Origin of the sequence: Pseudomonas sp. HMWF021, assembly GCF_003061005.1 — a bacterium.
GTDB lineage: Bacteria > Pseudomonadota > Gammaproteobacteria > Pseudomonadales > Pseudomonadaceae > Aquipseudomonas.
The window spans coordinates 87644-106756 of sequence record NZ_QAIK01000180.1 but is presented as its reverse complement, the minus strand read 5'-3'; the positions used below and the strand labels follow the sequence as shown (position 1 = coordinate 106756).

18 protein-coding genes are annotated in these 19113 nt (G+C 54.5%); 13 read left to right on the top strand and 5 right to left on the bottom strand.

Features of this window, described 5'->3' with window-relative positions; all coding sequences use genetic code 11:
• From DBR18_RS26215 to DBR18_RS26175, 9 genes are all read left to right on the top strand, one after another.
• A partial coding sequence (locus DBR18_RS26215) for a glycosyltransferase family 1 protein (protein WP_218277873.1) occupies positions 1 to 1114 on the top strand: 1114 nt, incomplete at its 5' end.
• A gap of 3 nt (positions 1115 to 1117) precedes the next feature.
• On the top strand, positions 1118 to 2362 hold the full coding sequence (locus DBR18_RS26210) for a glycosyltransferase family 4 protein (RefSeq protein WP_108592489.1): 1245 nt from the start codon (positions 1118 to 1120) through the stop codon (positions 2360 to 2362).
• Positions 2359 to 3216 (top strand): SDR family oxidoreductase, encoded by an 858-nt coding sequence (locus DBR18_RS26205; protein ID WP_108592488.1) that lies wholly within the window; start codon positions 2359 to 2361, stop codon positions 3214 to 3216. The genes DBR18_RS26210 and DBR18_RS26205 overlap by 4 nt, the downstream gene beginning before the upstream one ends.
• Positions 3217 to 3249: 33 nt before the next feature.
• Positions 3250 to 4260 (top strand): nucleoside-diphosphate sugar epimerase/dehydratase, encoded by a 1011-nt coding sequence (locus DBR18_RS26200; RefSeq protein ID WP_108592487.1) that lies wholly within the window; start codon positions 3250 to 3252, stop codon positions 4258 to 4260.
• Positions 4253 to 5380, top strand: coding sequence for a non-hydrolyzing UDP-N-acetylglucosamine 2-epimerase (wecB, locus tag DBR18_RS26195; protein WP_108592486.1), 1128 nt, complete (start codon positions 4253 to 4255; stop codon positions 5378 to 5380). Before DBR18_RS26200 ends, wecB begins: the two co-directional genes overlap by 8 nt.
• A gap of 19 nt (positions 5381 to 5399) precedes the next feature.
• A complete protein-coding gene (locus DBR18_RS26190; RefSeq protein WP_108592485.1) occupies positions 5400 to 6371 on the top strand; it encodes an SDR family oxidoreductase in 972 nt (323 codons plus the stop codon).
• Between the two features lie 21 nt (positions 6372 to 6392).
• Entirely contained in the window at positions 6393 to 7454 is a 1062-nt protein-coding gene (locus tag DBR18_RS26185; RefSeq protein WP_108592484.1) for a glycosyltransferase family 4 protein, read from the top strand.
• 101 nt (positions 7455 to 7555) lie between these two features.
• Positions 7556 to 9550, top strand: a complete 1995-nt coding sequence (locus DBR18_RS26180; protein ID WP_108592483.1) for a nucleoside-diphosphate sugar epimerase/dehydratase — start codon at positions 7556 to 7558, stop codon at positions 9548 to 9550.
• A 112-nt stretch (positions 9551 to 9662) separates the two neighbouring features.
• Positions 9663 to 9998, top strand: a complete 336-nt coding sequence (locus DBR18_RS26175) for a ComEA family DNA-binding protein (protein WP_108592482.1) — start codon at positions 9663 to 9665, stop codon at positions 9996 to 9998.
• A gap of 53 nt (positions 9999 to 10051) precedes the next feature.
• On the opposite strand, the gene DBR18_RS26170 is transcribed toward DBR18_RS26175, so the two are convergent.
• Positions 10052 to 11818 (bottom strand): calcium-binding protein, encoded by a 1767-nt coding sequence (locus DBR18_RS26170; protein ID WP_108592481.1) that lies wholly within the window; start codon positions 11816 to 11818, stop codon positions 10052 to 10054.
• A 237-nt stretch (positions 11819 to 12055) separates the two neighbouring features.
• Entirely contained in the window at positions 12056 to 13333 is a 1278-nt protein-coding gene (locus tag DBR18_RS26165) for a Wzz/FepE/Etk N-terminal domain-containing protein (RefSeq protein WP_108592480.1), read from the bottom strand.
• A 447-nt stretch (positions 13334 to 13780) separates the two neighbouring features.
• On the opposite strand from DBR18_RS26165, the gene DBR18_RS26160 reads away from it, so the two are divergent.
• Entirely contained in the window at positions 13781 to 14578 is a 798-nt protein-coding gene (locus DBR18_RS26160) for an SDR family oxidoreductase (protein WP_108592479.1), read from the top strand.
• A gap of 17 nt (positions 14579 to 14595) precedes the next feature.
• A complete protein-coding gene (fabF, locus tag DBR18_RS26155) occupies positions 14596 to 15870 on the top strand; it encodes a beta-ketoacyl-ACP synthase II (protein WP_108592478.1) in 1275 nt (424 codons plus the stop codon).
• Here fabF and DBR18_RS26150 read toward each other — a convergent pair.
• From DBR18_RS26150 to eat, 3 genes are all read right to left on the bottom strand, one after another.
• Positions 15867 to 16424, bottom strand: a complete 558-nt coding sequence (locus DBR18_RS26150) for a TetR/AcrR family transcriptional regulator (protein WP_108592477.1) — start codon at positions 16422 to 16424, stop codon at positions 15867 to 15869. The two genes, fabF and DBR18_RS26150, sit on opposite strands and share 4 nt — an antisense overlap.
• A 136-nt stretch (positions 16425 to 16560) precedes the next feature.
• Positions 16561 to 16728 carry a DUF2897 family protein gene (locus DBR18_RS26145; RefSeq protein ID WP_100847753.1) on the bottom strand — a complete coding sequence of 56 codons (168 nt, stop codon included), beginning with the start codon at positions 16726 to 16728 and terminating at the stop codon, positions 16561 to 16563.
• 228 nt (positions 16729 to 16956) lie between these two features.
• Entirely contained in the window at positions 16957 to 18321 is a 1365-nt protein-coding gene (gene eat / locus DBR18_RS26140) for an ethanolamine permease (RefSeq protein WP_108592476.1), read from the bottom strand.
• A 416-nt stretch (positions 18322 to 18737) separates the two neighbouring features.
• Between eat and kdpF the strand changes: the two genes are divergently transcribed.
• Positions 18738 to 18827 (top strand): K(+)-transporting ATPase subunit F, encoded by a 90-nt coding sequence (gene kdpF / locus DBR18_RS26135; protein WP_007963673.1) that lies wholly within the window; start codon positions 18738 to 18740, stop codon positions 18825 to 18827.
• A gap of 8 nt (positions 18828 to 18835) precedes the next feature.
• On the top strand, positions 18836 to 19113 hold a 278-nt coding region (locus tag DBR18_RS30030; protein ID WP_256588992.1), incomplete at its 3' end, for a potassium-transporting ATPase subunit KdpA.

Genomic DNA, 19113 nt, shown 5'->3' with positions numbered 1-19113 from the left:
CTCTGCTCGGCTTGGCGGGGGGCAAACTTATCTGATCAATCTGTTCCAGTTCGTTCCTGACAACGATGAACTGGAAATTCTCGTTTTCGCTCCGGCATCACTCAAGTTGCCGGATCATCCGCGTATTCGCAGAGCCGAACCTGCATGGCCAACGGAAAATCCGCTGGTCAGAGCGCTCTGGGAAAAATGGGTACTGCCAGGCATCCTGAAGGCGGAGAAGGCGGACGTTCTGTTTTGCCCGGGTGGGGTCGTAGGTACTCGCGCACCGGCGGGTTGCAAAGTGGCAACGATGTTTCGAAACATGATTCCGTTCGATTTACGCGTGCGTAAAAGCATTCCGTTCGGGTTGCAGCGTCTGAGAAACTGGTTGTTGAATCGCATTATGCTGAAAAGCATGTCGGAAGCTGATTTGACGATCTTCATTTCCAACTATGCGCGCAGCGTCATTGAGTCGTTGACTCAAATCAGGAACCCAATCACCATTCCTCACGGGATCGGCTCCGTATTTAGAACCAGTTCCTCTCATCCAGTTCGGCCAAGCTTTCTGCCCGATGGACCCTATATTTTATATGTGTCCAGATTTGATGTTTACAAGCATCACTATGAGGTGGTCAGTGCTTACGGAATGCTACCTCAAGCACTTCGCGAACAGTTTCCGCTGATCCTCGTGGGTGAGACAAATCTGCCAGAAGCAGAGCGTGTCAAGTCGCTGATTTCTACCTTGGGCCTGGAGAAACAGGTGTTGATTCTGGGGGCGATTCCCTACCAGAGCCTTCCCCCGCTGTATCATCACGCCTATCTGAATCTGTTCGCCTCGTCTTGCGAAAACTGTCCGAATATTCTTCTTGAGGCGTTGGCTTCCGGCCGACCTATGGTTTGCTCGAATGTCATGCCGATGCCTGAGTTTGGCGCGGACGCGGCACTTTACTTCTCGCCATTTGATGCAACGGATATTAACAATGTTCTGGGTGAAGCATTAACCAACCCGGATCTCTTGAAGAAGCTGTCCGCGGCAGCGATTGTGCAGAGTGACAAGTTCGACTGGGAAAACACCTCAAAGAAAACATGGTTTGAGTTGTTGGCATTGGCCGAGCGCTCAAGGACAGGTGCTTGATTAATGAAAATTCTCGTGTTGTCACAATATTTCTGGCCAGAGTCCTTCATTATCAATGACCTGGTAAAGAGCCTGTCCTCTCAAGGGCATACGGTAAAAGTTCTCACCGGTAAGCCTAACTATCCGGATGGCGTGGTATTCAATGGATACAGCGCTTCGGGATATCAGGAAGAACGCTACGAATCGTCGGTCAGTGTTTGTCGTGCGCCACTTAGGCCGCGCGGGACGTCGGGTGCAAAAAATCTGCTGCTCAATTATTTGTCTTTCATTATCAACGGACTGAAGTTCTACCCGCGTGCCGTGAAGGGCGAAAATTATGACGCGATTTTCGTGTTTGCACCTTCTCCGATTACGTCGGTAATTCCTGCTATTTATCTGAAGTGGAAACTCAAGAGTCACCTGGCGGTATGGGTTCAGGATTTGTGGCCGGAAAGCTTGAGCGCCACAGGATTCATCAAGAACAAGGTCGTGCTTGGTGCCGTTGGCTGGATGGTAAAGGGCATTTACGCGTGTGTTGACACACTGCTCGTTCAGTCACGAGCCTTTCGCGATCCGGTTGCCCGATATGCCCATCGCGACAAGGTGGTTTACTACCCCAATTCCTTCCCGGATGTAGCACCGAGTACCGAGGAAACATTGATTCCTGCGCCCTTGCTGGCAGAACTCGATAACCATTTCTGCCTGGTTTTTGCAGGTAACCTGGGTACTGCGCAATCGGTTGAAACGCTAGTGGAGGTGGCAGACAAACTGCGTCATTTGTCCGGGCTGAGAATCGTACTGGTCGGCAGTGGCAGTATGTCGGGCTGGATCGAAGATCAGAAGCAGTCCCGAGCTTTGGACAACCTCATCCTCGCCGGCCGCTTTCCTGTAAGTGAAATGACACATTTTTTCCGCCGGGCCGCCGGATTGTTGGTGACGTTGAAGCAGGATAAGGCGTTCTCCTATACCATCCCCAGTAAAGTTCAGGCGTACCTGGCGGCGGGGCGACCGATTGTCGCGGCGCTGGATGGCGAGGGGGCTCGTGTCATACAGGAAGCGGGCGCAGGCCTGACGTGCCCAGCGCAGGACGCCGAAGGTATGGCGAACAGCATTGAGCAACTTTTTCGCATGACTGCTGATCAGCGTGAACAGTTGGGACAGTCAGGACGAGCGTACTACCTGGAGCATTTCGAAATGGAGCGGCAAAGCCAGCGTCTGATCGAAATCCTCAGTAGCAGGATCAATGAATTGAAAGGAAGGTCGAAATGAAGGTTCTTGTGTTAGGGGTCACCGGAATGCTGGGTAGCACGGTGTTCAGGCAATTCCATGGAAACCCGCACCTGGAAGTGTGGGGCACTTTGCGCAATCCCAACGGCGTAAAACACTTTCCTGAAGACACCCACAGCTCGTTGATCAGCAACGTTGACGTACTTGACCAGGACTCACTGGTTTCGGTGATGGCGCGGGTCAAGCCGGATGTTGTCATCAACTGCGTCGGGTTGATCAAACAACTTGCCGATGCCAAAGACCCGCTGTTTGCGCTGCCCATCAATGCCATGTTGCCGCATCGGATTGCCAAGTTGTGCGCGCTGGCCAATGCGCGGTTCATTCACATCAGTACAGACTGTGTATTTTCCGGTCGCAAGGGCTTGTACACTGAAGAGGATATTTCCGATGCGGAAGACCTCTACGGCAAGTCGAAGTATATTGGCGAACTGCACGCAGAGCCGAACGCGGTCACGCTTCGGACTTCCATCATTGGTCACGAACTGGGCAGCCAGTTTTCCCTGGTCGACTGGTTCTTGTCTCAGAGCGGCTCGGTAAAAGGTTACGAGAAAGCGATATTTTCGGGACTGCCTACCGTTGAATTGGCGCGGGTGATTCGCGACTACGTGATTCCGAATCCCGAGCTGCGTGGCCTTTATCATGTGTCGGTAGCGCCCATTGACAAGCTTTCATTACTTAAGCTGATCGCTGAAGTCTACAAAAAAGAAATCGATATTGTTGCTGATAGCAACGTGGCTATTGACCGCTCGCTGAACTCATCAAAATTTCAGGCCGCCACCGGTTATGTTCCACCTTCATGGTTGGAATTGGTCAAATCGATGCACGCGCTGCGTTGATCATTAAATTCAATCAAGTTTGGAAAGGTATTTATGTTCGATAATAAAGTTTTGATGATCACCGGCGGCACGGGCTCGTTTGGCCACACGGTACTGAGGCGTTTTCTCGATACTGATGTAAAAGAAATTCGCGTATTCAGCCGCGATGAAAAGAAGCAGGAAGACATGCGTATCGCATTGTCTAACGACAAAGTGAAATTTTACATCGGGGACGTGCGCGATCGCGACAGCCTGACTCAAGCGATGGTTGGCGTGGATTATATTTTCCACGCAGCAGCACTGAAGCAGGTTCCTTCCTGCGAGTTCTACCCGATGGAAGCGGTACGTACCAACGTGATGGGTACTGAAAACGTACTCAATGCTGCTATCGCTTCGGGCGTGAAGCGTGTTGTCGTGCTGAGCACTGACAAGGCGGTCTATCCGATCAATGCCATGGGCATTTCCAAGGCTATGGCCGAAAAGCTGATGGTTGCGAAATCCCGGATGATTCCGGCCGATGGTCCAGTGATCTGCGCAACCCGTTACGGCAACGTTATGGCTTCGCGCGGCTCGGTAATTCCGCTGTTCATCAACCAACTGCAAAATGGTGAGCCGTTGACGGTCACCGACCCGAACATGACGCGTTTCCTCATGTCGCTTGAAGACTCCGTTGATCTGGTACTGCATGCATTCGAGCACGCAGAGCAGGGTGATATCTTCGTTCAAAAAGCGCCGGCATCAACTGTCGAAGACCTGGCGCAGGCACTCAAGGAGCTGTTCGCTCGCGACAACGCCGTCAAGGTTATTGGTACCCGTCACGGTGAAAAACTTTACGAATCGCTGATTTCTCGTGAAGAAATGGCCAAGGCCGAAGACATGGGCCGCTACTATCGCATTCCATCGGACAACCGCGACCTGAACTACAAAAAGTTCTTTGTTGAAGGCGAGCAGGAGATTTCCGATCTGGACGATTACACCTCGCATAACACTGAGCGCCTGGATGTAGAAGGCGTGAAAAAGGTTCTTTTGAATCTGGAATACATTCAGGAGAAGCTTGATGCTTAAGGTCATGACGCTGGTCGGAACGCGACCAGAACTCATCAAGATGAGCCGCGTGATTGCTGAACTTGATAAGCAGGTCAATCATGTTCTGGTTCATTCCGGGCAAAACTACGATTTCGAATTGAATCAGGTTTTCTTCGATGATCTCGAAATCCGCAAGCCGGATTACTTCCTCGGTGCCGCGGGTGATACTGCTGCCAAGACCATTGCCGAAGTTATTTCGAAGGCCGATGAGGTATTTGAGGCTGAGAAACCTGATGCGCTTTTGCTCTACGGGGATACCAACACCTGTCTGGCGGTCATCGCCGCCAAGCGTCGCAAAATTCCGGTATTCCATATGGAAGCCGGCAACCGCTGCTTCGACCAGCGTGTTCCGGAAGAGTTGAATCGCAAGGTGCTGGATCACTTGAGCGATATCAACATGGTGCTGACCGAACACGCACGGCGTTATCTGATCGCCGAGGGTATTCGTCCTGAAACCATCATCAAGACCGGCTCGCACATGGAGGAGGTTCTCGACTATTACATGCCGAAGATCCTTACTTCTGACGTATTGGTCCGTGAAGGTCTGGAGCAGGACAAGTTTTTCATTGTCAGCGCTCACCGTGAAGAGAACGTCGATACGCCGGAAAACCTGCGCGACTTGCTGGCAACATTGCGCGCACTGGCTGAAAAGTACCAATATCCAATCATCGTTTCCACGCATCCGCGTACGCGCAAGCGTCTGGAAGCGATCGGCGAATCGCTCGAACACCCTTTGATTCGTTTTTCCAAGCCCTTCGGTCTGCTCGACTACATCAAGTTGCAGATGTCCGCGTTCTGCGTGCTTTCCGACAGCGGCACGATCACTGAAGAAGCGTCGTTGCTGAACCTGCCTGCCATTACGATTCGTAATGCGCACGAGCGTCCTGAAGGGATGGATGAAGGCACGCTGATCATGAGTGGCCTGAAAGTGGACGGCGTCCTGGATGCCGTGCGTGTGGTGACCAGTCAGCATGACCGCACGCAGCGCGTCATTCCCGTTGTGCGGGACTATCAGGCCGGACCGGTTTCCAAGCAGGTAGTTCGGGTTGTATTGAGTTACACCGACTACATCAATCGTACAGTCTGGTCGAAATCCTGAGCGGCATCGAGGTTCGAAAATGCGTGTTTTGTTGACAGGCGCTACCGGTTTTGTGGGTCGTGCAGTGTTGGGGCGATTGAGCGCCTCTGCCGACCTTGATCCGGTGGCAGCCATTCGCGGGCACGCTTTGCCCGATGCCCCGCAGCGTGTTAACACCATTAAGGTCGCCGGGCTGGATGCAGCTACCGATTGGTCGCAGGCGCTGGATCAGGTGAAGGTGGTCATTCACAGCGCGGCGCGGGTCCATGTCATGAATGACACGGAATCCGACCCGCTGGAAGCTTTCCGCAAGGTCAATGTCGAAGGCACCTTGAACCTCGCGCGGCAGGCTGCCCGTCAGGGTATTAGCCGTTTCATCTTCATCAGTTCGATCAAGGTGAATGGTGAAGGCACGTTGCCTGGAAAACCCTATCTGGCCGACGCCGAACCGGCGCCGGCAGATCCGTACGGCATTTCGAAAATGGAAGCCGAACAAGGTCTGCGGGCGATTGCAGGTGAGTCTGGAATGGAGGTGGTAATCATCCGACCCGTACTCGTTTACGGACCGGGGGTAAGAGCCAACTTCCTGAACATGATGCGCTGGCTGGATAAGGGCATCCCGTTGCCATTCGGTTCGATTGATAATCGGCGCAGCCTGGTTGCACTGGATAATCTGGCCGACCTGATCATGACGTGCATTCGGCACCCGGCTGCCGCCAACCAGACTTTCCTCGTCAGTGATGGCGAGGATCTGTCCACCACTCAACTGTTGGTCCGGATGGCGCGCGCACTCGACAAGCCAGCCCGTCTGTTGCCTGTGCCAAGTGTTTTGCTTGAGCGAGGGGCACAGCTTCTCGGCAAGCAGGCCTTGTCACAACGGCTGTGTGGTTCATTGCAGGTCGATATAGATAAAACTCGACAGTTGCTGGGCTGGACGCCCCCGGTGAGTGTCGACGAGGCGCTTTTGTCGGCCGCCAGGTTTTATAAGGAAAAGCAGCGTAAAGCTGGCTAATGACAGCGCTGATTCAATTGCATGATTGATTTGGCTGTTTCAGGAAGTGGAACTTTGAACACAATATGGTTGTTGGCTTTAGTGGTTGGCGGTTCTTTTTTGACCACCGGCGCGCTGCGTAAATACGCCTTGGCACGGAGTTTGATCGACGTGCCAAATGCACGAAGTTCGCATTCGGTTCCGACTCCTCGAGGGGGCGGCGTTGCGATTGTCTTGAGTTTTCTGATCGCACTGCCAGTCCTTATGTGGGCGGACGACATTGCATGGCAGATTGTCGTGGCGCTGCTGGGGGCCGGAAGCTGGATCGCGGTCATTGGTTTTCTCGACGACCATGGTCATATTGCTGCGCGCTGGCGCTTGCTCGCGCATTTCGCCGGCGCCTTCTGGGCTCTCTTCTGGATAGGCGGAATGGCGCCGATCAATATGTTTGGCTACTCGGTCAACTTGGGCGGGTTCGGCTACGTTATTGGGGCTTTGTACCTGGTCTGGATGCTTAACCTCTACAATTTCATGGATGGCATCGATGGGTTGGCGAGCGTAGAGGCGATCTGTGCCTGCCTGGGTGCCTGTCTGGTCTACTGGATTGCGGGTCACGACAGTCTCGCGGCAGCGCCGCTTCTGCTGACGATGGCGGTTGTCGGTTTTCTTGCCTGGAATTTCCCTCCCGCGAAGATTTTCATGGGGGATGCCGGGAGTGGTTTTCTGGGCATCGTGCTGGCTGTGTTGTCTCTTTACGCGGCCTGGACAGATCAGGCTTTTCTCTGGGCCTGGCTTATTTTGCTGGGTGTATTTGTCGTGGATGCCACTTTTACGCTAGCGCGCCGGCTGTTGCGGGGAGACAAGGTGTATGAAGCTCATCGCAGTCACGGATATCAATATGCATCGCGAAAGTTCCGCAGCCATCGTGTAGTCACGCTGGCAATCGCGGCCATCAATTTGTTGTGGTTGGTCCCTGTCGCTATATTGGTTGTGATGCAATATCTCGATGGCTTGACTGGATTGCTGCTGGCGTATGTGCCACTGGTGTTGCTGGCGTTGAAGTTTCACGCAGGTGAGTTGGAAAAAGTGGAAAATGCCTGCTGAGGTGCTGTGGCTGGTGAGTATTGCTTCGTCCGCAAGTGAGAGACTGAAATCTGCAGTTGCTTTATAAACGCTAGGAGCTTCGAGAGGTGGTTAGAGGGGTTATGGATAAGATTCGGGCAATGTTGTTAAGTCTGCCAAGGCGACAGAAGCGTTTTCTGCAGGTACTTACTGATATCTTGTTGGTCTGGCTGGCCCTTTGGATGGCGTTCGTCGTGCGTCTGGGGCTGGACGAGATGGTCAATCCCCTCACTCAGCATCTCTGGCTTTTTGTCAGCGCGCCCGCCGTGGCCATTCCCCTATTCATCCGCTTCGGCATGTATCGCGCGGTCATGCGCTACTTTGGTAACGATGCACTGATTGCCATTATCAAGGCGGTGACGCTGTCATCGCTGATTCTGGGTGTCGTGGTGTATTGGTACAGTAATCATCAGAACGTTGTTCCTCGCTCGATCATCTTCAACTATTGGTGGCTGAGCCTGATAATGATCGGCGGATTACGCTTGGCCATGCGTCAGTATTTTCTTGGTGACTGGTTCAGTGCTGCCCAGCATGTTCCGTTTACCAGCCGGGATGATGGTTTGCCGCGCGTGGCTATATATGGGGCGGGCGCAGCCGGTAATCAACTTGTCGCTGCTCTGAGGATGGGGCGCGTCATGCGTCCGGTGGCCTTTATCGACGACGATAGCGGCATTGCCGACAGGGTCATTTCCGGCTTGCAGGTCTATAAGCCCAAGCACATCCAGCAGATGATCGATAACACCGGGGCCCAGGAAATCCTATTGGCCATCCCCTCGTCCAATCGTGGTCGCCGTCGCGAAATTCTCGGTTTTCTCGAAGGCTTTCCGCTTCACGTACGCAGTGTCCCGGGCTTCATGGACTTGGCCAGTGGTCGGGTCAAGGTCGATGATATTCAGGAAGTAGACATTGCCGACCTGCTTGGTCGGGATGCTGTTCCGGCCCAGCCAGATCTGCTCGAGCATTGCATTACGGGCCAGTCGGTGCTGGTTACGGGAGCCGGTGGATCGATCGGTTCGGAGCTTTGCCGGCAGATTCTGATACTGCGGCCGAAGACTCTTTTGCTGTTCGAGCACAGCGAGTTCAATCTTTACAGCATCCAGTCGGAACTTGAGCAACGAATTGCTCGTGAGTCGCTGTCCATTCGTCTCCTGCCAATCCTTGGTTCGGTGCGTAACCAGGCCAAGTTGCTTGATGTCATGAAGTCCTGGCATGTTGATACTGTTTATCACGCGGCAGCTTATAAGCACGTGCCGATGGTTGAGCATAATATTGCCGAAGGGGTCATGAACAATGTGATCGGCACACTCAATACGGCTCAGGCAGCACTGCAGGCAGGCGTGGCCAACTTTGTATTGATCTCGACGGACAAGGCTGTGCGCCCGACCAATGTCATGGGCAGCACCAAGCGTCTTGCCGAGTTGACGTTGCAGGCTCTCAGCCGGGAATTGGCACCGGTACTGTTCGGCGACTCGATGAACGTTTCCCGAGTCAACAAGACCCGATTCACCATGGTGCGCTTCGGTAACGTTCTGGGCTCGTCGGGTTCGGTCATTCCGCTGTTCCACAAGCAGATCAAATCGGGTGGCCCGCTGACCGTCACGCATCCGAAGATTACCCGTTACTTCATGACCATCCCGGAAGCTGCTCAGTTGGTCATCCAGGCAGGCTCCATGGGGCTGGGTGGCGATGTATTTGTTCTGGACATGGGCGAGCCGGTAAAAATCGTTGAACTGGCCGAGAAAATGATCCACCTGTCGGGCTTGAGTGTTCGCTCGGAAAAAAACCTGCACGGCGACATCTCTATCGAGTTCACGGGGTTGCGGCCAGGTGAAAAGCTTTATGAGGAATTGTTGATTGGTGACAACGTGTCTGCCACTCAGCATCCAATGATCATGTGCGCCAATGAAGACCACCTACCCTGGGATCTGCTGAAGACCAAGCTGACCGAGTTGCTCAATGCCGTGGATCAGGATGACTATGCGCGTGTTCGCCAATTGCTGCGTGACACCGTCAGCGGCTACACCCCTGATGGAGAAATTGTCGACTGGATCTATCAGCAGCGCCGCCAGGAACCTTGATTGTTTCATATCCTGTAACGAAGGCTTTTTTGACAGTTCCATGAGATGGCCTAAGTTTGAAGAGCAGCTTAGGAAAAGCTGCTTTCTCAAACGATGTCATGGAGCTTCACCAATGCGTACAAGCTATTTCCATTCTCTGGTTTTTGCATTTCTCACCAGTGCCTCTATCGCGGCTATAGCCGCGCCAGAGCCGACGTCGAGCACAATCATCGGCCCACTGGCGACGGAGATCGACAACAAGGCCGAGGTACGTAAGGTTGATCTCAATAGTGCTGATGCGGCTACGCTGCAACGAGAGTTGGCCGGAGTAGGGGAGGCCAAGGCGAAAGCGATTGTTGCCTATCGTGAAAGTAACGGAACGTTTGCCGCCGTTGATGAGTTACTGGAGGTAAAGGGAATCGGCAAGGCGATACTGGAGCGCAACCGCGACAAGCTCGATGTAAATTGAATAAGTAAATGAAAAAAAGACCGATCAATGATCGGTCTTTTTTTTCATGAGGTTCAGGCAAAGTAAAGGTCGGAGCCGCTCAGCAGGGTGGTCTGGCCGAGCAGTGTAATATTGCCGCCATGGGCGCCGTCCCCAGCGGTGTCGAACGTCACGTACAACCCGTTGGCCTGCAGTGTCTGGATTATCACCTTATCCGTCGTCCACCCGTAGATGTATAGGGTGTCTTCACCCGATTTGAAGTCCCGGATGGTGTCCGAACCTGAGCCGGCGGTGAAAACAAAGATGTCCTGCCCCTTACCGCCAATCAACAGATCATTGCCCGTTCCGCCTACGATAAAGTCGTTGCCGCCCCCACCGACCAGAACGTCATCGCCATCGTGACCGTACAGCGAGCAACTGGCATCCGAGTGCGATTGGATAAGGTCATTGCCACTGTTGAGGCCGTTAACGCTGCCGGACAGTTCTGCACCGAGTGTACCGGTGTAAATAATGTTGTCGGCTGAACTGGTGCCGGTGATTTTTTCGGCATACCCGGAGCCGACATTGCCGGCCACCGCCGTTGTATTGAACCCTTGAAGGGGATCCTGATTGAACACAAAAGTAGCGTCTTTAGCCGTCAGTAGCGAAGTTCGGCCCTGAATCAGCATGCCACCGTCAAAGCGAGCATCACCGTCGGTGTCATATCGCAAGTACACGCCATCGGAGGTCAGCGTCTGGTCGATTCTGTAGTTGAACTCTTGTTCGGAAATCTGCGTACGACCGGAACCGCCTGTTCCGCTGACACCAAGGAACAGCAGTTGATCGTCGCCTACTCCGAAGCTGTTGACGATATCGTTAAATCCATCGCCCTTGGAAAACGCGTACTGGTCGGCACCGCCGCCGCCGGACAAATAGTCATCACCTGTTCCGCCCACCAGCAGGTCAGTGTATTGACCGCCAATCAGAATATCGTTGCCTTCATTGCCATATAGTTGGCCCGCAGAAAGACGCAGAGCGAGTGTATCGTCCCCAGCGCCGCCGACAAGTGTCGCGAGAATTGGCTGGCTGGTATTGCCGTCGTAGGAAATAAAGTCCTCTACAGCGGTGCCGATTATCGTCGCCCGTCCATTTGAAATAACTGCATCACGATCCGTAAAGTGGAAGACATCAGGATTAGTGGTAGCGTTTTCGACCGAATATTCATATACGCCGTTCAGCGAATTGGAAATGCTGCCCAGCAAGGTGTCGGTCAAACTGTTATTGCTGACGTACAGCTTGTTTTCGGAGGTTACTATTTGCGCGGCGTAGAGATTTGCCTGGCGCAGGGCATCGGCGCCGGTTTCCGCCCAGCCGCTGACTTTCGCGTTATGAGGAATAAAGTATTCCACATCGCCCGCGCTCATCATTTCGGCTACACCAATACGTTCGCCGGTGCGGATGTCGGTGTAATAGACATTGTAATCGGCGTCCTGAATTTCCCACTTGTTCGTCGTTGTATTGAAGATTTCAAGATAAGTATGACCTTGAAAGAAACCCTGGCTGTCTGAATATGTCCAGACACTACGCTTTTGCAAACCAAGTTCCGCGCATACGCCTGCAAACACATTGACCATGTTGCCGCAAAGCAGTTGTGCTCTTTCAGCGGTTGGATCACCGATGACAGTTTTATAAATCTGTTCAGCTGTGTAAAAGGCGTCATTACCATGCAGAGCCCACCATTCACCATCACTGTGGGTCGTATTGTTAGCCAGAAGTTCACGAGCAGTATCTTGAAGTAGTTGCCCGGTCGCAGCAGATTCTTGCCGGATGATATCGGCGATTAAGGCAAAATAATTGGTCAACTTGAACTCCGCTACGGTTTGGTGGCCATTCCGTATATGTCCCTCCGTGGACTTTGTTGGTGGCCAAAATTTGCGCGATTCTACAGGTATTTCGCCGAGATGTTAAATGGCCATTACCTGGTTGTCGGAAGGTGAAACGAAAGGTTCGCGTCGCTGGCGGTGTCAGCCTGAGAGGCCAACCCTGCCAGCAACGCGGGCATCACGGTTGCTGCGCCAAAGCTGGCGCAACAGACGATATCAACGCCGATAGGTCCTGATTGAAAACAGTGCGCTTCGCAAAATGGCGACGCCGATGCCCAGCATCAATCCCAGTATCAGGCCGAACCCTACGATGAGCGCTTTCTTCGGCTTTACAGGCGAGTCGGGGGGCGTCGCCTCTTTGTCAACTCGAGCCAGATCAAACCTGTCGAAGTCGACATTCAATTGATCCAGGTGCGCCAATTCACCGCGAATGTCTGCAAAGTCTTTCAAAAACAGCTCCGGGTTGTCGCGCTGTTTGAGCAGTGCCGCCTCACGGTTGGTTGCAAGGAGGCTGAGTTCTTTCTGAATTTCATCAATGCGCGGCTCGGTGAAATCATCGGAGCGACGAGTTTCAAGTGTGGCGCGCTCGGCTTCCAGTGCCGACTGTCCAAAGAAGTACAGAGGTATTTTTTGGTTGTTCACTTCTGTACGAATCATACTGCCTTGACGAGCCTGATTCTCATCTCCCAAGGCCGAAGGCGTTGTCGGTTTGACAATCCCCAGCTTTTTGGCGATAGCAATAGCCTCGTCAAGTTCTTTGATTCGATTTTGTCTCCGACTTTGCAACTCTTGACGCAATGCCTTGAGTTCGTCTTGAAGAACTTGTTTCTTTAGTTGGTCTTTTTCAAGAAGCTGAGCAATTTTGGAATCTTTCTGTGCTTCATATTCCGATTTCTTTGACTGCAGTTTCTTATCTACTTGAGCAATACGGTTAGCCACCAGCGTCTTGAAGCTGGAAGCAATCTTGTCTTTCTCACTGTTGATGACGAAGGCAGTGAAATCATTAACGATGTTTACCCCATCGATACCTTGTGGATACCTGAGACTGAGGTGAATGGTTTCAGTGAGACTTGTACTTTTCTTCGGATCGACGCGCTCCAGGGAAAACGCTTTCTCGTTAAATTTTTCGAAGGTTTCTTCCAGACTGACACCCGGGGCTTGTAAGGGCGCCAGGTACTGTGGATTTGCTTTGAAAAATTTTAGTCGGACATCGTATGACTGTATGGCGGAGCCAACTCGGGTCAACGCATCCTTTGGCAGGAGCTTATACAGTCCCGACTCATTGAGTTCATCCAGATCGGACAGGGCTACGGGTCGAATGCTGGTATCGACTTCGTATTCAGGTGTTGCCCAAATGGCATAGGTAACGGCGGCCGTAACGGTCAGTGCGGTAAATAACAGGATAATGGCCCTTTGGTTCCAAAGGCTATTAACAAGCGCTTTTACTTCGACCAGTTCGTGCGGGGATTCAATATCGGTTTTGACGGGGACCACACTGTACGCTCAAGAAGTCAATAGCGGGCGTTCTTTGCATCGATTTGCCTGCTGGTGGAAATTAAACATCGAGTAAAACTTTTTTGATTTTCTAGTATTTGCGGTAAAACGGCAAGAGTGCATGGCCGCAGGGACTATTGTCTGATGTCTATCTTGGCCAATGGATTCAACGAATTTAACTGGCTCTGGATATAGTTATTTAATCAGGAATTCAGTCTGTTCCGTTCCATGGAGCCCCCGGCATTTCCCGGGGGCTCTTGCTTTCGGCGTCATGAGTACTCGATGCATGTCGCTTGGGTTATCGGCAGCGTGGGGCGGTTGGTGATGGCCGCCCGACCAATGGAAAATTACAGCTATCATATTCCGCTTGAATTATGCCTATAATAAAAATCACATGCCCATGCGCGTCCAGTGCAGGCTCTCATCAATGTCCTCCGGAGTACGTTTATGAACGCTGTCCAGTCTCAGGGTACTGCCCTTATCACCGGTGCTTCTTCCGGCATCGGTGCGATCTACGCCGAGCGCTTGGCCTCGCGCGGTTACGACTTGCTGTTTGTCGCACGCGATCAGCAACGGCTGGAGACTGCCGCCAGTAAGCTGCGAACGGCGTATGGTGTAAAGATTGAAGTGCTCAAGGCGGATCTCACCCAAAAGGATGACGTACTCAAGGTCGAACAGCGCCTGCGCAGCGACTCCAGCATCAGCTTGCTGGTGAATAACGCCGGCGTGGCAACCGATGGGTTATTGGCCAACGCCGATATGGAGCAACTTGAGCGTCTGATTCAGCTCAATATCACCACTGTCACTCGCTTGGCATCGGCTGCCGCTGCGAGTTTTGCCAGGTCCGGTCGGGGAACGATCATCAACATTGCCTCGGTGGTCGCATTGTTTCCTGAGCGTTTCAATGCCACCTACAGTGCCAGCAAGGCTTATGTGTTGAGCCTTACCCAATCACTGAATACGGAGCTCGAGGGCACCGGCGTGAAGGTGCAAGCGGTACTCCCCGGCGTCACCCGCACCGAAATCTGGGAACGCTCGGGCATTGATGCCAGCGGCATTCCGGCGGAGATGGTGATGGAGGCCGGCGAGATGGTTGATGCAGCGCTGGCCGGTCTGGATCAGGGGGAGCTGATCACTATCCCGTCGCTGCCTGATGAAGGCGAATGGCAGGCCTTTGTCCGTGCACGACATGTCATGGCACCGAATCTGTCGCGCAGCTCGGCGGCCCAACGTTACAAGAATTGATCAGAGGTAATGGTGGTATGAGTCAGCGTCGAATTGTTGTTACCGGTATGGGCCTGGTTTCTCCCTTGGGCAGTAACGTCGAGGTTGTCTGGCAGCGCCTGCTTGCCGGACGCTCTGGCCTGCGCAATTTATCGGACGCGGTGAGCGCTGATCTGCCGACCCGGGTCGCCGGGATGGTGCCAACGGCGGCGGAGGACACCGAGGCCGGTTTCGATCCGGACCTTGCCACGCCACCCAAGGAACAGAAGAAGATGGACCGCTTCATCCTGTTCGCCATGGAAGCGGCGCGCCAGGCGTTGTTTCAGGCGGGATGGCATCCTTCGGATGCAAAGGCCCAGGAGCGCACCGCGACGATCATCGGCTCCGGTGTCGGTGGTTTCGGCGCAATCGCCGACGCCGTACGCACCACGGACAGTCGTGGCCCGCGTCGTTTGTCGCCGTTCACCATCCCATCGTTTCTGGTCAATCTGGCCGCTGGGCATGTATCAATCCAGCACGCCTTGAAAGGCCCGCTCGGCGCACCGGTAACCGCCTGCGCCGCCGGGGTCCAGGCGATTGGCGATGCAGCACGGATGATTCGTGCCGGTGAGGTGGACATCGCGGTTTGTGGCGGGGCGGAAGCCTGTATCGATCGGGTCAGTCTGGCCGGGTTTGCCGCAGCGCGCGCATTGTCCAGCGGTTACAACGATACCCCCGAGCGCGCTTCGCGCCCGTTCGACAGCGGTCGCGATGGTTTCGTGATGGGCGAGGGCGCCGGTCTGCTGGTCATCGAGTCTCTGGAGCATGCGCTGGCCCGCGGTGCGCAGCCTTTGGCTGAACTGGTCGGTTACGGCACTACCGCTGATGCGTATCACCTCACCGCCGGGCCGGAGGATGGCAGTGGTGCACGACGGGCGATGCAGTTGGCGTTGGCTCAGGCGGGTGTCGCACCGGATCAGGTGCAGCATCTCAATGCACACGCCACTTCGACTCCGGTTGGCGACCTGGGTGAGTTGGCTGCGATAAAAAGTGTGTTTGGCCAGCAAAACAACATTGCCGTCACTTCCACCAAGTCAGCGACAGGGCATTTGCTTGGCGCTGCCGGTGGGCTGGAGGCGATCTTTACGCTGTTGGCGATTCGCGATCAGGTGGTGCCGCCGACGCTCAACTTCGACAATCCCGATCCTGCAAGCGAAGGGGTGGATATCGTTCATCGCAACGCGCGTTCGATGCCGATCGAATATGCGTTGTCCAACGGCTTCGGATTTGGCGGAGTTAATGCCAGTGTGCTGTTCAAGCGCTGGCAGGGTTAATCCTGCGATCGCTTGAGGTGCTCACGGGTGACGTCGAGGATGCGCTGGGCAAACTCGGCATCGGCGACGCTGCGCGACAACAACAGGGCGCCCACCAGCGTCGACATGATGACAATGGCCTGGTCGGCTCTGTCGTCGGTGCTCAGGGTGCCTTCGATTTGAGCCAGTCTGGCATTGAGTACGGCATCGCTGGTCGGGCTCGGTTGCCCGCGCAGGCCCAGTTCCGAAGAAATGGTCAACAACGGACAGCCTTCGTGCGGCGAGGTCTGGTGCCATTCGGAAAGATAAGTGTCGATGAACACTTGCAGCGGGTTTTCCTGGGCAAAGATTTCAGCGCACAAGCCATCGACCTGATCACCAGCCTCCTGCAAGGCTTTTTCGACGAGTTCGTCCTTGGACTTGAAGTGCGAATAAAAGCCGCCATGGGTCAGCCCCAGCGCCTTCATCAATGGTTGCAGCCCCGTGGCACCGATACCGTCCTTGCGAAATCGTGCCGAAGCTTCCTTGATGATGCGTTGATGGGTCTGGGCTTTATGGTTCTGCGAGTAACGCATGTGGAACTCTCCGCAACAAGACCACCATCTTAACCAAGGAAAATTAAATGGTGACTGTACTTCTACTTCTAAAAAGTCTGCGGATAAGTCCAAAGTCCTGAAAAGCAAACCCCGCCGAATCAGGCGGGGTTTTTGTTCAGCGATCCTGCGCTTCCTTCGCGTCCGCTTCAGCATTGCGCTGTGCAACACGTTTGCGCTCTTCATCGGTCAGTTCGACCTTGTTGGCGGTATCGCGCAACATCATCAATCCGCCAACGATCGAGCCGATTGCAACGACCAGAATCAACCAGGCATACCAAGGCATAACGGCTCTCCTTAAAGGCAGCTCGACGGGCAAGGGTTTCGCCAGCGACGCTGCATACCACTTTGAGCGAATTGAATTCGCAGTGGTTCCATTCTAGGCCCGATATCCCCGGTGCACCTTAATTCCCTGTAGGAGCTGTCGAGTGAAACGAGGCTGCGATCTTTTGATTTTTAAACGTCAAAGGATCGCAGCCTCGTTTCACTCGTCAGCTCCTACAGGAGGTATGTGTTATCGCCCTGTCAGCATTGCATCGGCCGGCGCATCGGCGCGTAACTGGCCGGTCAGCAGGAAGTAGCCGAAACCGACCGCCATGAAACCGAGGAAGATCAGCCCGATCAATGCGTTGAACCAGGCCATCGCCACCAGGCACACCACCGCCAGCACCAGCGCGATCAACGGAATCAGCGGATAGCACGGCGCACGGAAAGTCCGCTCCAGATTCGGCTCGGCTTTACGCAGTTTGAACAGACTGAGCATGCTCATGATGTACATCACGATGGCGCCGAACACTGCCATGGTGATCATCGCGGCAGTCAGGGTCATGCCGCCAAGGTTGATCAGACCGTCGCTGTAGATCGCGGCGATGCCGATCACGCCGCCGGCGATGATCGCCCGGTGCGGGGTCTGGAAGCGCGAGAGTTTCGCCAGCGAGGCCGGCAGGTAACCGGCGCGGGCGAGGGCGAAGAACTGCCGCGAGTAACCTAGGATGATCCCGTGGAAACTTGCCACCAGGCCGAACAGGCCGATCCATACCAGCATGTGCAGCCAGCCGGAGTTGTCGCCGACCACGGTTTTCATCGCCTGCGGCAACGGGTCGTTGATGTTCGCCAGCGTGCGCCAATCGCCGACACCGCCGGCGAAGAACATCACGCCCATCGCCAGCAACACCAGGGTCAGTATGCCGCTGATGTAGGCCTTGGGGATCGTGCGCTTGGGATCCTTGGCTTCTTCGGCGGCCATCGCTGCGCCTTCGATGGCGAGGAAAAACCAGATCGCAAACGGAATCGCGGCGAACATCCCGGCAATCGCTGGAGGCCCGAACACATCTGAGCCGGCCCAGCCATTCAACGCAAAACTGCTGAAGCTGAACGCCGGGGCGACCACGCCCATGAACACCAGCAATTCGATCACCGCCAGCACGCAGACGATCAGCTCGAACGTCGCCGCCAGTTTCACACCGAGGATGTTCAGGGTCATGAACACGATGTAGGCACCGACCGCCGCGTGTTTCGGATCGAGGGCCGGAAACTGCACATTCAGATAAGCACCAATCGCCAACGCAATCGCCGGCGGTGCGAAGACGAATTCGATCAGCGTCGCCAGCCCGGCGATCAGCCCGCCTTTTTCACCGAACGCCCGGCGACTGTAGGCGAACGGCCCGCCGGCATGGGGAATCGCCGTGGTCAGTTCGGTGAAGCTGAAGATGAAGCAGGTGTACATGGTCGCGACCATGAACGAGGTCACCAGAAAACCCAACGTACCGGCCACGCCCCAGCCGTAGCTCCAGCCGAAATACTCGCCGGAAATCACCAGCCCGACGGCGATGCCCCACAGGTGCAAAGTGCCCAGCGTGGGTTTGAGTTGTGTGTTCATACGCATGCTCCCTGAACGGTTTGGAAAGCTCGGGGGAGGGTGCGTGCAGTGGGCGTGCCATTGCTGTGAGTCAGGTCGTAATGCGGTGAAAGCTGTCGTATCGAGGATGTTCGCAGTGGGATTGCGGCTTTTTGTGCGCCAGTTGAGTGCGATGTTGGTAGTTATGCCGTCTTCGCGAGCAAGTCCGCTCCCACATTTTGATATGCGCTCGTCCAAACAACGCTTACCCCTGTGGGAGCGGGCTTGCCCGCGAAGAGGCCCGCCCATACAGCGCAAAACCCCGCTGTAACGCCAGCATAAACCCACTCTTTACGCTTTCTTTATGCCTCTCAGCACCCCTCGCTCTCGTTCCTTTACAGCCTCCTTTCCGACAATGCCTCCACACGCGGCAATACGCCGTAACACGGAGATCTTCCATGAGCGTTCTGGACGGGGTGTCCCTGCTGTTGGCAGCCGGGCTGTTCATTTATCTGTTGGTTGCGCTGTTGCGCGCGGACCGGAACTAGGAGCGGCTATGCACAGTTATGACTATTGGCTGATCCTCGCGTTTTTTGCGGTGGTCTTGCTGCCGGCGCCGTTCCTCGGGCGTTTTTACTACAAGGTGATGGAAGGTCAGCGCACCTGGCTGACGCCGGTTCTCGGCCCGGTCGAGCGTGGTTGCTATCGGATTGCCGGGGTCGATCCGCAGGCTGAACAGAGCTGGCAGAAGTACACGCTGGCGTTGCTGGCGTTCAACCTTGCCGGTTTCCTGCTGCTGTTCGCGATCCTGTTGTTTCAGGATCACCTGCCGCT